This window comes from Streptomyces sp. NPDC085946 (assembly GCF_044540485.1).
GTDB lineage: Bacteria > Actinomycetota > Actinomycetes > Streptomycetales > Streptomycetaceae > Streptomyces.
This window is the reverse complement of sequence record NZ_JBITSF010000013.1, coordinates 1-13,001: the sequence shown is the minus strand read 5'-3', so window position 1 is coordinate 13,001 and position 13,001 is coordinate 1. Positions and strand designations below refer to the sequence as shown.

Genomic DNA, 13,001 nt, shown 5'->3' with positions numbered 1-13,001 from the left:
AGGGCTCGGGAGCGGAGTCACAGCGCCGGATCACGGTGACGATCACCGTGCCGTGGAAGACGTACGCCCGTTTGTCGAAGCGGGTGGCCACGGTGCGGAAGCTCTTGAGAACGTTGATCGTCCGCTCGATCTCGTTCCTGCGGGCGTACCGGGCCGGTTGAAGACGGCGGGCCGGCCACCCTCGCGGCCGCGCTCTTGCCGATGGGCCCGCTGGTCGTGGCGCTCGGGAACGGTGTGCTTGATCTGCCGACGTCGCAGACAGCGGCGGTCGCGGCGGGAGCTGTACGCCTTGTCGCCGCTGAGGTGGTCCGGCCGAGTGCGAGGACGCCCGTCGGCCGGGCGCGGCACACGGACGCGCTCCAGCACCGGGATCATCCACGGCCCGTCGTCTGCCTGCCCCGGTGTGATCGCCCATCGCCTGGGTGACCGCGAACTCGGCCTGCGGCCAAGAACGGCGGCTGCGGCGGATGAAGCCTGGGAACGCCACTCCTGCGGTGACGGAGCGAAGGGGCCACGCGCCTACGACCGGGCCGCGGCGAAACTGCCGGCCATCCACGACTTCGACGGTGGCCAGCCCATGCATGACCGGTGGATCCTGGCAGCTCACCGTCTCCCCCCGACACGCCGGCGGAAGGCCGATCACGCGCTGAACCGGTCCTGGTGGCGGCGCCGCCGCCAGGCAACCGCACGCCGCTGTCACTGCCGTCGCCGCCACGGTGGAGGTCACGACCCTCCGGCACCTGACGCCACGGCAACCGAATAGATTCGAGAAGGGGCCTCTGACCAGCAGAGATAGCGAACTGCAACTGGAGTGTCAGTACTCCAGCCGTAGATCGTGATCTCGTGATCGGGTGATGTGGCGGGGACCTTCATCCGGCGGGCTGAGCGGCCGCGGACTTGAGGATCCCGGACGGTCAGAAGGAGAAGTACTTGACCACAGCCCGGCCTTGCTCCGCTGACCTGCCATAGAAGGACCTCAGGTCCCCGTGGCATTGGGTCAGGTGCTCCCGTAGTTCCTCGTCCTGCTCCGACGGGGGCAGTTGCGACCACCACTCCAGGCACAGGTCGGAGAATGACGCCCCCTCCAGGTACACCGCCGCGCGCGCCACTTCAGCCGGTTCAAGCACCACATGGCCGGGGCCACCACCAGGGTCCGGTATGTGCCGCCCACCGAAGACGGGGAGCTCCCGGTCGCCATCTGGCTCCGACCGGGGCCGGTAGATTTCGTTCAACTCGAAAAAGCCCCTCTCCAGCCAGACCGCGCGGCCTGCCCGGACTCGCTGACGCAGCTCGTCGAATTCCACGTCGAACAGAGCCTCCACGGCCGCCAGGTCCCGGGGCAGGTCAGAGGGCTTCATCCCTTGAAGGTAGATCCACATGCTCACGCCGGAAAGCTATCCGAGGTCACCGGCCTCAAGGGGCACCCAGCCATAGATCGTGACTGTCGGCAGCACACGTTCGAGGTCCTGACGGGCCGGATCGCCTCCCGATTCAGGCGGGTCGAACCACGCCGCCGCGCCCGGGAGTGCGTGCTCGGGCTGCCGGCCGGGCTGTCGCGGAAGAACTGCTGGACGCCGGCCGAGCACGCCGGCCGCACAAACCCCGACCGGCTGCGGCACCTACTGGCGAGGGCGGAGCGGGACGCGGACCGGGCCCGGGACGACCCGCGCAGCTTCGTCGTCGACCACCTCGGCTCCGACGACGTGGTCCTGGTGGCCGACGAGACCGGCGACCCGAAGAGAGGCAGCCACCGCTCATGCCTACCGCGCGGCAGGCCGATGGCGCCTGCCTTCAGCCTTCGAGGCCTTCCTGATGGATCTCTTTCTGAAACGAGCAGTTGGTACCAGCGCATCACCAGCCAACCCGTACACACCGGGCAGGTCCGCGCCCGCCCCTGCCCTCGTTCCGCCACCACCGTCCGGCTCTTTCAATCCGGCGGGAGCGAGCGCGGCCCGATACCTCGGCGGCTGCGCGGCACCGGTCGCACGGTGTACGGCGAAATCGCTCCCGCTCAGGCGGCCGTGGTACGGCGCCCCGGACGCTTACCAGACGGGTTTCACGTCGGTTCCGAAGCCACCGCCGGCCGGGCGCTTCTCGAAGTGGAGGTGGGGACCCGTGGCGTTACCGGTGGACCCGACACTCCCGATCTTCTGGCCCGCCCGCACCGAACCCCCGGTGACCGTCCGCTCGAAGAGGTGGCAGTACCAGAAGTCGAACCCGCCTGTGCGCAGCACGAGGAACTTGCCGAAGCTCGCGTCTCGTCCGCTGCGGACTATGGAACCGCTGCGCACCGCGACGCACGGCTTGCCCTCCGGAGCGGCGTAGTCGGCACCGGTGTGGTAGCCCAGGCTCCAGTGAGGTCCCTTCTTCCGGTAGGGGGTCGTGACGCTGCGACCCGGAACGGGAGATGCGACGCGGGCGCCTGCGGGTGTGGGCGTCGTCGCGGCTGGAACGCGGAGCCGCTCCCAAGACGTCTTGCCGGGAATGCCGTTGGCCTCAGCTCCGTCGAACCCCAGTTTGCGCTGCCAGGCGGCGTACGACTGTTGATCGACCTCGGTCCACTCGGGGCCGGGACCTTTCCGGTACTTCCCGCACCCTTCCGCCACCAGGCGTTTGCCCATCGCAGCGATCATGGGACTGCGTTGTCCTTTGTGGAAGAATCCCGCTCCTGGGAAGGGTGCCAGCGTAGGCATGGCCATCCTCCTTTCAGCAGAGGGCCGGATCATGATGCGGATTCGCCTGTTGAACACACGAGATGTCGCCGTACCGGCGCCAGGTGTAGTTGACGGCCGCCCGCGATGTTCGCCACCAGGTCGTAGATCCGGTCTGATGTGCCCGCCTGGTGGTTCTCGGCGACGTATCGGGAATCGCTTGAGCGTAGCCGCGTGAGCAGTTGAGCCTGGCGCCGTCCGATTGCAACGGGCCTGGGGAATTCACGTCGTTCCGGTTCACGGCGTTCGGATTGAAGGGCGACTCGGAGGAGCAGCCGGTGAATACCGGTATGCGCTGCCAGGTCGCGTAGGTGGGTCCTGTCTGCTCGCCGAAGAATCCGATGGCGCCCGCGGGGACACTGATTCCGACTGCGATGGGAGCGGCTTGGGTGGCCTTCATGTCTTCGTCGCGCTTGCCGAGCCGCCCGTTGAAAAGAGCAACCATTGCGCCCCCGATCAATGGAGGCCGACAAGGAATGAGCCTACTGGCCCGCCATGGCAGTGCCCTGCCTTGAAGCAGCACACCTTCCGCAGCGCACCGCTCACCTTTACAGTCGTATTTCCATCATGCGCCCGCTGGAGGCCGTGCGCAAACTCGGCAAGCAAATCCCTTCCGCAGGATCAATCCGGCATTTCGGCTTCCGTTTGATTGTGTTTGTCATTTTCCAGCTTTACCTTGAATTACGTCCTGTAAGAGAGTGGAGGGCAGGGTTTATGTCCTCGAATGAGGTGGACTTCATCAAGTGAGGGCTGTGTCCTTTCGCTGCCGAGCCGGGGAAGGGCGGCCAGTGGAGCCCGAGAAAGCATGAGGGGTGTTTGACGGCGGTCGGTGAGCAGCGTGATTGTGCGGGTGGCCCGATCCGGGTGTTTCTGCTGGACGATCATGAGGTGGTGTGTCGAGGGGCGTCGGGGTACGTGCTGAAGCGATCGGAGAGGGATTGACCGACCGGAAGATCGGCCAGCGGTTGTGTCTGGCGGACAAGACGGTGAAGAACTACTTTTCCCGTTCAGGCGGCGGTCATTGCCACCCAGGCCCGTGACCGAGGGCGCGATCCGGTGCCGGCCGCGACGAGGGCTGCCGTGGGCCGGGCGCTGCTTTGCGTCGTGGTGGCCGCGCCCGCGATGACGTCGAGCATGGACGTGAGGGAGGCCAGTGCGATGGCGGCCGCGCCCGTGACACGGGGGCCGGGCACTCCCGAAGCGGCCGACGCCCGGGAGCGCCGGGGGCGAACGGCTCGTCGTCGGCGGCGCGCGCCAGTCGGACCGGCGGATGGACGATTCCGTGGATGAGCAGGAAGGCCGGGACGAGAGCGGTGGTCATGGCTTCGGTTCCTCCTTCTCGTGTGCCGGGCCGGGCTCCCCGCCTCCCTGGTCGAGCCGGAAGGGCGGGTACTCATCGGTCATCAGGGCAGCGTAGGCCGCCACGCGCAGCACCCAGCGGTCGAGGCCGACGACGAGGTCGAAGATGCCGTGCGGGTAGCGGCCCGTGAAGGTCAGGGCGACCCCGGCGAACAGGACGACGTAATGGGGGAGGGCGAGCAGCCACTTGACCAGCCACAGTCAGCGGGACAGCGACGGATCGAGCACCGCCGTCAGCCGGGCGGGATGGACCGGGGGGCGTGATGGACGTGTTCATGGAAGCCGGTCCCGGGATTCCGGCCGGTCATGACCTGCAGTGGTGGTGGTCGGCGTGATGACCGATGTGGTGCCGTTCCTCGATGACGGCCTCGCGCTCACCGGGCCGGAGCACCGCGCCCCGGGTGGGCAGGAAGGCGACGAGGCCGAGGACCCCCGCTGCCATGAGGGCGAAACCCACGACACGCAGCCTCCGTGCCGCTTCTCGGTCCGCCTGCGTGCCCGGCACAGCACACTCAGCCCGGCGCGGTCCATGAAGAGCACCGGCCGCAGGTCCACCACCACATCGGGCCGCGGAGCAGCGGTGAGGGCATCGAGCCGCACCGTGATGACGGATGGACGAAGCCGGCCGGGCAGGGGTTCGGCTGCCCCTGCCCGGCCGGCTTCGGTGGTCCGTCGCAGACCGCGCTCAGCCGTAGTAGGCGGTGCGCATGATCTCCTGCATGTCGTCCAGCATCGGCATCCGCGGGTTGGCGGGTGCGCACTGGTCCTCGTAGGCGTTGAGGGCCTGCCGCGGCAGGGCGTCGAGGAAGGTCCGCTCGTCGACGCCGAGGCGCTGGAACGTCGGCTCGATGCCCACGGCGTCCCGCAGCCGCTCCACCGCCAGGGCGAGGGACTCCACGCCCTCGGCCGGGGTGGCGGCGGGCAGGCCGAGGGCGAGGGCGATGTCCTGGAAGCGTTCGGGGGCCCGGTAGTTCTCGTACTTGGGCCAGCCGGTGAGCTTCGTGGGGACGCTGCCGTTGTAGCGGATGACGTGCGGCAGCAGGACCGCGTTGGTGCGGCCGTGCGCGATGTGGAAGGTGGCGCCGAGGGTGTGGGACATGGCGTGGACGATGCCGAGGAAGGCGTTGCCGAAGGCCATGCCCGCGATGGTGCCTGCGTTGTGCATCTTCTCGCGGGCCTCCGCCGAGCCGTCGCGGTCGTTGACCGCCGACTCGATGTTGCCGAAGACCAGGCGGATCGCGTGCAGGGCGAGGCCGTCGGTGAAGTCGTTGGCGTAGACGGACACGTACGCCTCGATGGCGTGGGTGAGGGCGTCGAAGCCGCTGTCGGCGGCCAGCGCCGGGGGCAGGGCGGTGGTGAGCAGGGGGTCGACGATGGCCACGCTGGGGGTGAGCGCGTAGTCGGCCAGTGGGTACTTCTTGCCGGTGGCGGGGTCGGAGATGACGGCGAACGGGGTGACCTCGGCGCCGGTGCCGGAGGTCGTGGGGATGCAGACCAGGCGGGCCAGCCTGCCCAGGGTGGGGAAGCGGAAGGCGCGCTTGCGGATGTCGGAGAACTTCTGCCGCATGTCCGCGAAGTCGACGTCGGGCTGCTCGTACAGCAGCCACATCACCTTCGCCGCGTCCATGGGAGAGCCGCCGCCCAGCGCGATGATCGTGTCGGGACGGAAGTCCCGCATCAGGCCGGCGCCACGCTGCACCGAGTCGATGCTCGGCTCCGGTTCGACGCTGTCGATGATCTGCACGGTGACCGGCTCACGACGCCGCTGCAGCACTCGCGTGATCCGGTCGACGAAGCCGAGACGGGTCATCGTCGCGTCGGTGACGATCGTGACGCGGTGGACGTCCGGCATGGACGTCAGGTAGCGGATGGCCTGCGGCTCGAAGTAGATCTTCGGCGGGACCTTGAACCATTGCAGGTTGTTGCGGCGGGTGCCGATCCGTTTGACGTTGAGCAGCTGGGCGGCGGAGACGTTGTTCGACACCGACGTGCTGCCCCACGAGCCGCAGCCCAGTGTGAGGGACGGCAGCAGGCCGTTGTAGACGCCGCCGATCGCGCCCTGTGAGGACGGGGCGTTGACGATGATCCGCACGGTCTTCATGCGCGTGCCGTACGCCTCCGCCAGGGCGCGGTCCTCGGTGTGGATGACGGCGCTGTGGCCCTGGCCGTGGAAGGCGACCATGTCCGCGGCCAGGTCGAAGCCCTGGTGCTCGTTCTCGGCCCGGAGCACGGCCAGCACGGGGCAGAGCTTCTCCCGGGTCAGCGGCTCGTCCGGGCCGACGCGTCCGGTCTCGACGAGGATGACCGAGGTGTCCTGCGGTACGGAGAACCCGGCCTGCTCGGCGATCCACGCCGGGCTCTGCCCGACGGCCGCCGCGTTGACCTTGGGTGCGCAGCCGGCGCCCGAGCCGCCGGTGGCGGGGAACAGGAACGCCTCCAGCTTCTCCTTCTCCCGCGGGGTGGCCAGGTGGGCGTGGAGGGTGCGGAACTCGGCGAGTGCCGCGTCGTAGATGTCGGTGTCCAGGATGACGGCCTGCTCGGAGGCGCAGATCATGCCGTTGTCGAAGGACTTGGACAGGACGAGGTCGTTGACGGCCCGGCGCAGCCTCGCGCTCCTGTGGACGTAGGCGGGGACGTTGCCGGCGCCCACGCCGAGGGCGGGCTTGCCGGCCGAGTAGGCGGCCTTGACCATGGCGTTGCCACCGGTGGCGAGGATCAGCGAGACGCCCGGGTGCCGCATCAGCGTGTCAGTGGCCTCGATGGACGGTTGCTCGATCCACTGCACGCAGTGCTCCGGCGCTCCCGCGGCGACGGCCGCGTCGCGCACGATGCGGGCGGCCTCGGCGCTGCACCGCTGGGCCGAGGGGTGGAAGGCGAACACGATCGGATTGCGGGTCTTCAGGGCCATCAGCGCCTTGAAGATCGTGGTGGAGGTCGGGTTGGTGACGGGCGTGACCGCGCACACCACGCCCACCGGTTCGGCGATCTCCACCATGTCCTCGATGTCGTCGCGGGCTATGACCCCGACGGTCTTCATGCGGCCCATGCTGTGCGTGACGTGCTCGCACGCGAACATGTTCTTGGCCGCCTTGTCCTCGAACACACCCCGCCCGGTCTCCTCCACCGCCAGGAGGGCCAGCGCGGTGTGCTGGTCCAGGGCGGCGACGGATGCCTTCTTCACGATGTGGTCGACCTGCTCCTGGGTGAGGTCCTCGTAGTCGGCGAGTGCCTTGAGACCGGCCGTGACCAGACGGTCCACGGCGACCGCGGTGTCGGACGGGGCCTCGGTGCCGGTGGTGACCGCGGTCCGCGAGTCCTGTCGGGTCATGGTGGTCCGCCTCCGTTGTCAGGGCCGCCGTGCACATGCGGCGGCTCGGGACGGGAGAGGCAACGCGGGAACCGGTGACCCTCCCTGACTCCACTGTCCTGGCGAACCCGGTGCCGCAGCAGGCGCCGAAGGTCCCCTTCCGAGCCCGTCCGGCCCGGGTCGGCGGGGTCTGTCGGCCCGGGCCCCGGACAGTCCGGCAGGCCCGCCGGCCGAGCAGGTCACCGGACTTCCGCGCGACCGGCCGCGACAGGCGGTGCGCAGGCGTCGACGCGGAACGTCGGGGCGTTCATCACACCGACGACGCCCTCCAGCAGCCATGCGGCGTGGACGGCCTCCGGCACCTGGCTGCGCGGCTCCCCCCCGACCGTCGAGGGTGACGACACCGTCGCGGACGCGGCCGCGGACGGCTCCGGCCGGCGGTCCCAGGGCGCCGGCGAACATCTCCTCGGTCACCCGGCGGCGGATGCCGTCGTCCGTGCGGAGGAAGACCCGGAGCAGGTCCCGGCGGGTGGCGATGCCGATGAGCCGGTCCTCCTCGTCGACCACGGGCAGCCGCTCGACGCCACGGCGCTCCATCGGCCGGGCCGCGTCCGGGACGGTCTGCTCCGGGTGCACGGTGATCGCGGGACTCGGCGTCACCTCCGCCGCCGTGACGGCGGGAGCCGGACCGTGGTCGGCCCGGTGCGCCCGCGCGCGTACGAGGTCGGTTCCGGGGACCGCACCGAGCACCTTGTCGTCGTCGACCACCGGCACTCCGCTGGTCCGGTGGTGATCGAGCAGCCCGGCCACTTCCTCGAACGTGCCGTTCGGCGGGCCCGCACGACGTTCCTGGTCATCACTTCACCGACAGTGCGAGTGGGCACGGCGGTTCCTCCTGCACGAGCACGGCGGGGAGGGGGCCGGACGGCTCCGTCTCCCCGCCAGGTCGGGCGCCGGGTGCGCCTATCGCTCCGGACCGCCGCGCCACGGGGGCGGCGTGGCCGTCCTGCGGGTGGCGTCCCGGCGGTGTGCGACCCGGTCCGTGCTGCTGCGCAGCCGGTCCTGCAACCGGTCGGCGAGCTCCCGGGCGCTCGCCTCGCGGGCGTGGACGACCACGAGGTGGTTCCCCACCCGGACCTCCGCGCCGGCGGACCAGGGCAGCTCGACGTGGTGGGCCGCGGCCCTGACGACGCGCACTTCGCCGCCGGCGGGCGGCAGCCCGGGACGGTCCAGAGCGGCGCCGACCTTCTCCCGGAGATAGGCGAGGGACTCCTCGTCCACGTCGCCCTCGGCACGCACCCGGACAGTGGCGTCGAGGCCACGGATACCGATGTCCTTGGCAGTCATGTGCTCCACTCCCTGTGATCGTTCCGGCACGCCTCCAGCCTGCCGGGCGTCCCGGCCCGGTCCCAGGGACTCCCGGCCCCCGGGACCGGGCCGGGAGTCCCGCTCACCTGCTGTCGCCCACATCGGCTCCCTCCAGTGCGGCCCGCCCGGCTCCAGCCGTGCCACCGGGACCCGGAAGGGCGAGCGGGAGACGTAGTCGAGGCCGGCGACGTGGCAGAAGCGCACCGAGTCGGAACGCCCGCCGTGCTCGCCGCGGACGCCGAGTTTCAGGTCCGGCCGGGTGGCGCGGCCTTCCGCGACGGCGATCCCTGCCAGCCGCCCCACGCCGTCCCGGTCGAGCGTCTCGAACGGGGAGGTGGGAAAGACGCCCTCGTCGAGGTGGGCGAGGACGGTCACCGGAAGCCGGGCCACCGTCGCCTTGGTGCACGGGGCGCGGGACGCCGGGCTCCTCGTGGTGGGCCGGTGCACGAACGGACGTCGGCTCGGTGCCCACACGGGCCCGGTCGCGCACGCCGTCCCGCACCACGTCGGCTGCCCCGTCGCCGTGGTCCCGCACGGCTGAGCCCGCCCGCACGCGACCCGCCCACCCGGACCGGCCGGATCGCCGCAGCGGCGGGGCGTTCCAGGTGCCGATGAGGGCCGAGCCCGCCGTCCGCCGGTTCTCGCCGCCGGCCCGGGGCCGAAGGTCCCGGCGGCCCGGGGCCGGAGGGGACCCGCACCGTGCCCTGTACGGCACTGCCCGCCGCCAGCCCGGACGACGAGCATCGTCGAGGAGAGGACCGTTGGTTCGACGAGAGGACCCGTGATGACCGCGACGGTGACAGCCGGCCCCCGGACCGCCGATGCCTGGCGGCAGTTCGCCGGAAGCGGATGGCGCGAGCGCATCGACGTCCGCGACTTCATCCAGGCCAACTACACGCCCTACGAAGGCGACGCGGTCTTCCTGACCGGCCCCACGGACCGCACGCGCGCGGTCTGGGAGAAGGTCAGCGCCCTGTTCCCCGAGGAGCGGGCCCGGGGCGTCCTCGACGTGGACACCGCCACCCCTTCCACGATCACCTCGCACGCCCCCGGCTACATCGACCGGGACCGCGAGCTGATCGTGGGCCTGCAGACCGACGCCCCGCTCAAGCGCGCGATCATGCCCAACGGCGGGCTGCGCATGGTGGAGAACGGCCTGAAGGCCTACGGCTACGAGGCCGACCCGTTCGTCACGAAGGTGTTCGGCACCTACCGCAAGACCCACAACGACGGCGTCTTCGACGCCTACACCCCCGAGATGCGGGCCGCCCGCAAGGCCGGCATCATCACCGGGCTGCCGGACGCCTACGGCCGCGGCCGGATCATCGGTGACTACCGGCGCGTCGCCCTGTACGGCACGGACCGCCTGATCCAGGCCAAGCGCGCCGAGCGGGCCCTGCTGGACGCCCGCCCCTCCACCGCGGACGTCATCCGCGACCGCGAGGAGCTGGCCGAACAGATCCGGGCGCTGGGCGAGCTGACCCGCATGGCGGCGACCTACGGCTGCGACGTCACGCGGCCCGCGACCACCGCGCACGAGGCGGTCCAGTGGCTGTACCTCGGCTATCTCGCGGCCGTGAAGGAGCAGAACGGCGCGGCGATGTCGCTGGGCCGCACCTCCACGTTCCTGGACGTCTACCTCCAGCGCGACCTGGACGAGGGGACCCTGGACGAGACCCGCGCCCAGGAACTGGTCGACGACTTCGTCATCAAGCTGCGCATCGTCCGCTTCCTGCGCACCCCGGAGTACGACGCCCTGTTCTCCGGCGACCCGACCTGGGTGACGGAGTCGATCGGCGGCATCGGCGCCGACGGCCGGCCGCTGGTCACCCGCACCTCCTTCCGCTTCCTGCAGACCCTGTACAACCTGGGCCCGGCCCCCGAACCCAACCTGACCGTGCTGTGGTCGCCTCGGCTCCCGGACGGCTTCAAGCGGTTCTGCGCGCAGGTGTCCATCGACACCAGCGCCGTGCAGTACGAGTCGGACGAACTGATGCGCCCGCGCACCGGCGACGACACCGCGATCGCCTGCTGCGTCTCCGCCATGGCGGTCGGCAGGCAGATGCAGTTCTTCGGCGCCCGGGTCAACCTCGCCAAGGCGCTGCTGTACGCCGTCAACGGCGGCCGCGACGAGATGACCGGCGAGCAGATCGCCCCCGAGATGCCGCCGCTGACCGGCGAGTACCTGGACTACGACGAGCTGACGGCGGCGTACGACCGCGTCCTGGACTGGCTCGCGCAGACGTACGTCGACGCGCTCAACGTCATCCACTTCATGCACGACAAGTACGCCTACGAGCGCATCGAGATGGCCCTGCACGACCACCCCGTGCACCGCTTCATGGCCTGCGGCATCGCCGGCCTGTCCGTCGCCGTGGACAGCCTGTCCGCCGTCAAGCACGCCCGGGTCAAGGTGTTCCGCGACGCGACGGGACTGGCCGTGGACTTCAAGACCGAGGGCGGGTTCCCGGCGTACGGCAACAACGACGACCGCGCCGACGCCCTCGCCGTCGACCTGGTGGAGTCGTTCATGGCGAAGGTGCGCAAGCACCCCACCTACCGCGACGCCGAGCACACCCAGTCCGTGCTGACGATCACCTCCAACGTCGTGTACGGCAAGCACACCGGGAACACGCCCGACGGGCGCCGCGCAGGACAGCCCTTCGCGCCCGGCGCCAATCCCATGAACGGCCGCGACCGGCACGGCGTGGCCGCCTCGGCGCTGTCGGTGGCCAAGCTGCCGTACGAGGCGGCACGGGACGGCATTTCCCTGACCACCACGATCACCCCGGAAGGGCTGGGGCACGTCCCGGGGGAACGTGCCGGTCACCTGGTCGGCATCCTCGACGCCTACATGTCCTCGGGCGGGTTCCACATGAACGTGAACGTCCTGGACCGGGCCGTGCTGGAGGACGCCATGGAGCACCCGGAGAAGTACCCGGAGCTGACCATCAGGGTCTCGGGGTACGCGGTCAACTTCGTCCGCCTGACCCGCGAGCAGCAACTCGACGTGATCAGCCGTACCTTCCACGGATCGCTGTGAACGGCACCGTGAGCGGCACGGTCACCGGCCGGATCCACTCCTGGGACCTGTCCACCGGCGTGGACGGTCCCGGGACCCGGTTCGTGCTCTTCGTCAGCGGCTGCCCACTGCGCTGCCTGTACTGCGCCAACCCCGACACCTGGCACATGCGCGACGGGCGGAGGGCCACCGTCGAGGAGGTGATGGCCGAGATCGGCAAGTACCGGGCCTTCATCACCACCGCCGGCGGGGGAGTGACCCTCACCGGCGGCGAGGCCCTCCTGCAGCCGGTATTCACGGCCGCGGTCTTCCGCCGCTGCAAGGAACTCGGTCTGCACACCGCGCTGGACACCTCCGGCTTCCTCGGGGCCCGTGCCACGGACGGACTCCTCGCCGACACCGACCTGGTGCTGCTGGACATCAAGTCCTTCGACGTCACGACGTACCGGAAGCTGACCGGGGGCGCGCTCGCCCCCACCCTGAACTTCGCCACCCGCCTCGACCGGCTGGGCAAGCGCATGTGGATCAGGTACGTGCTGGTACCCGGCTGGACCGACGACCCGGAGGCGATCGACGGCCTCGCCGCCTTCCTGGCGGGCCTCGGCAGTGTCGAGCGGATCGACATCCTGCCGTTCCACAAGCTCGGCGCCGCCAAGTACGACGCGCTGGGCGTCCCCTTCCCCCTGCGGGACACACCGGTCCCCGACACGGCGCTGGTGGACCGGGTCCGCGGGCAGTTCCGGGGACACGGCCTGGTGGCCCACTGAAGCGGTCGTTCTCAGTCCGCGCTCACCGATCGGCGGGGGCGGGGTGAGGGCTCGGTCCCGATTCCGCGCGCGGCCTCGTGCGCGGCCCGCGTCCGGTCGCGTCCGTGAACCGGATGACACCGCAGGCGCGGCGCCGACGTCCGGCGCGGGGCCGAACGGACTTCTCGCCCGGGACCCAGGGGCCCCGGGGACGTGCGGCCACTCACCGTGATCCGCGCCGCGCCGGAAGACCGTCGGCGAAGGGCCGGTCCGGGAGCGGCCGCGGCATCCCCGCGGACCAGCGGTGCCGAGCCCGGCCGCGGCCGGGGCGGCCCGTGCCGCATGAGCTGCCCGGCCGAACGCGACCCCGTCGTCCGACCGCGCCCCTCGAAGGGAATCTCAATGATCGTGTCAAGCCGCCTGCGTGACCGGCGGGGCGGAGGTGAACAGCCTCTTGTCACGCAGCATCGCCCACAGCACGTCGACCC

Annotated in this window: 9 protein-coding genes and 8 pseudogenes; 5 read left to right on the top strand and 12 right to left on the bottom strand. The window is 70.6% G+C overall.

From position 1 onward, the window contains the following. Positions 1–25: 25 nt before the first annotated feature. Positions 26–414: pseudogene (locus ACIF8T_RS24455) on the bottom strand (transposase); the annotation flags it as partial. Between the two features lie 500 nt (positions 415–914). Beyond that, positions 915–1,385, bottom strand: coding sequence for a hypothetical protein (locus ACIF8T_RS24450; RefSeq protein WP_400038225.1), 471 nt, complete (start codon positions 1,383–1,385; stop codon positions 915–917). An 81-nt stretch (positions 1,386–1,466) separates the two neighbouring features. Here ACIF8T_RS24450 and ACIF8T_RS24445 point away from each other — a divergent pair. Continuing rightward, positions 1,467–1,748 (top strand): annotated as a pseudogene (locus ACIF8T_RS24445) (IS701 family transposase); the annotation flags it as partial. A gap of 294 nt (positions 1,749–2,042) precedes the next feature. Here the strand turns inward: ACIF8T_RS24445 and ACIF8T_RS24440 are convergent. The 3 genes and pseudogenes from ACIF8T_RS24440 to ACIF8T_RS24430 all read right to left on the bottom strand — a co-directional run. Continuing rightward, positions 2,043–2,330 (bottom strand): annotated as a pseudogene (locus tag ACIF8T_RS24440) (M23 family metallopeptidase); the annotation flags it as partial. A 117-nt stretch (positions 2,331–2,447) separates the two neighbouring features. Continuing rightward, positions 2,448–2,690 (bottom strand): annotated as a pseudogene (locus tag ACIF8T_RS24435) (peptidoglycan-binding protein); the annotation flags it as partial. 16 nt (positions 2,691–2,706) lie between these two features. Beyond that, entirely contained in the window at positions 2,707–3,156 is a 450-nt protein-coding gene (locus ACIF8T_RS24430) for a hypothetical protein (RefSeq protein WP_400038224.1), read from the bottom strand. Positions 3,157–3,206: 50 nt separating this feature from the next. Here ACIF8T_RS24430 and ACIF8T_RS24425 point away from each other — a divergent pair, with 50 nt between their 5' ends. Both ACIF8T_RS24425 and ACIF8T_RS24420 read left to right on the top strand, forming a co-directional pair. Continuing rightward, positions 3,207–3,458: a hypothetical protein gene (locus tag ACIF8T_RS24425; protein WP_400038223.1), complete on the top strand. Its 252-nt coding sequence runs from the start codon at positions 3,207–3,209 to the stop codon at positions 3,456–3,458. A gap of 179 nt (positions 3,459–3,637) precedes the next feature. Beyond that, positions 3,638–3,761, top strand: a pseudogene (locus tag ACIF8T_RS24420) (DNA-binding response regulator); the annotation flags it as partial. A 267-nt stretch (positions 3,762–4,028) separates the two neighbouring features. Here the strand turns inward: ACIF8T_RS24420 and ACIF8T_RS24415 are convergent. The 7 genes and pseudogenes from ACIF8T_RS24415 to ACIF8T_RS24385 all read right to left on the bottom strand — a co-directional run. Further along, a pseudogene (locus tag ACIF8T_RS24415) lies at positions 4,029–4,325 on the bottom strand (DUF4389 domain-containing protein); the annotation flags it as partial. 49 nt (positions 4,326–4,374) lie between these two features. Next, on the bottom strand, positions 4,375–4,527 hold the full coding sequence (locus ACIF8T_RS24410; RefSeq protein ID WP_400038222.1) for a hypothetical protein: 153 nt from the start codon (positions 4,525–4,527) through the stop codon (positions 4,375–4,377). Between the two features lie 23 nt (positions 4,528–4,550). After that, positions 4,551–4,703 (bottom strand): annotated as a pseudogene (locus ACIF8T_RS24405) (STAS domain-containing protein); the annotation flags it as partial. 52 nt (positions 4,704–4,755) lie between these two features. Continuing rightward, positions 4,756–7,398, bottom strand: a complete 2,643-nt coding sequence (adhE, locus tag ACIF8T_RS24400; RefSeq protein WP_400038221.1) for a bifunctional acetaldehyde-CoA/alcohol dehydrogenase — start codon at positions 7,396–7,398, stop codon at positions 4,756–4,758. 18 nt (positions 7,399–7,416) lie between these two features. Beyond that, a complete protein-coding gene (locus ACIF8T_RS24395; protein WP_400038412.1) occupies positions 7,417–8,151 on the bottom strand; it encodes an HPP family protein in 735 nt (244 codons plus the stop codon). Positions 8,152–8,340: 189 nt separating this feature from the next. Then, positions 8,341–8,724: a hypothetical protein gene (locus ACIF8T_RS24390; protein ID WP_400038220.1), complete on the bottom strand. Its 384-nt coding sequence runs from the start codon at positions 8,722–8,724 to the stop codon at positions 8,341–8,343. A 103-nt stretch (positions 8,725–8,827) separates the two neighbouring features. Then, a pseudogene (locus tag ACIF8T_RS24385) lies at positions 8,828–9,108 on the bottom strand (putative PEP-binding protein); the annotation flags it as partial. A gap of 421 nt (positions 9,109–9,529) precedes the next feature. On the opposite strand from ACIF8T_RS24385, the gene pflB reads away from it, so the two are divergent. Continuing rightward, positions 9,530–11,788: a formate C-acetyltransferase gene (gene pflB / locus ACIF8T_RS24380; protein WP_400038219.1), complete on the top strand. Its 2,259-nt coding sequence runs from the start codon at positions 9,530–9,532 to the stop codon at positions 11,786–11,788. Further along, on the top strand, positions 11,785–12,534 hold the full coding sequence (pflA, locus tag ACIF8T_RS24375; RefSeq protein WP_400038218.1) for a pyruvate formate-lyase-activating protein: 750 nt from the start codon (positions 11,785–11,787) through the stop codon (positions 12,532–12,534). Before pflB ends, pflA begins: the two co-directional genes overlap by 4 nt. The last annotated feature ends 467 nt before the right edge of the window (positions 12,535–13,001 follow it).

Excerpts from the sequence above, each read along its gene's own strand:
- ACIF8T_RS24430 (WP_400038224.1), bottom strand. The coding sequence starts at position 3,156 with ATGGTTGCTCTTTTCAACGGGCGGCTCGGCAAGCGCGACGAAGACATG.
- ACIF8T_RS24425 (WP_400038223.1), top strand. The coding sequence starts at position 3,207 with ATGGCAGTGCCCTGCCTTGAAGCAGCACACCTTCCGCAGCGCACCGCT.
- adhE (WP_400038221.1), bottom strand. The coding sequence starts at position 7,398 with ATGACCCGACAGGACTCGCGGACCGCGGTCACCACCGGCACCGAGGCC.
- ACIF8T_RS24390 (WP_400038220.1), bottom strand. The coding sequence starts at position 8,724 with ATGACTGCCAAGGACATCGGTATCCGTGGCCTCGACGCCACTGTCCGG.
- pflB (WP_400038219.1), top strand. The coding sequence starts at position 9,530 with ATGACCGCGACGGTGACAGCCGGCCCCCGGACCGCCGATGCCTGGCGG.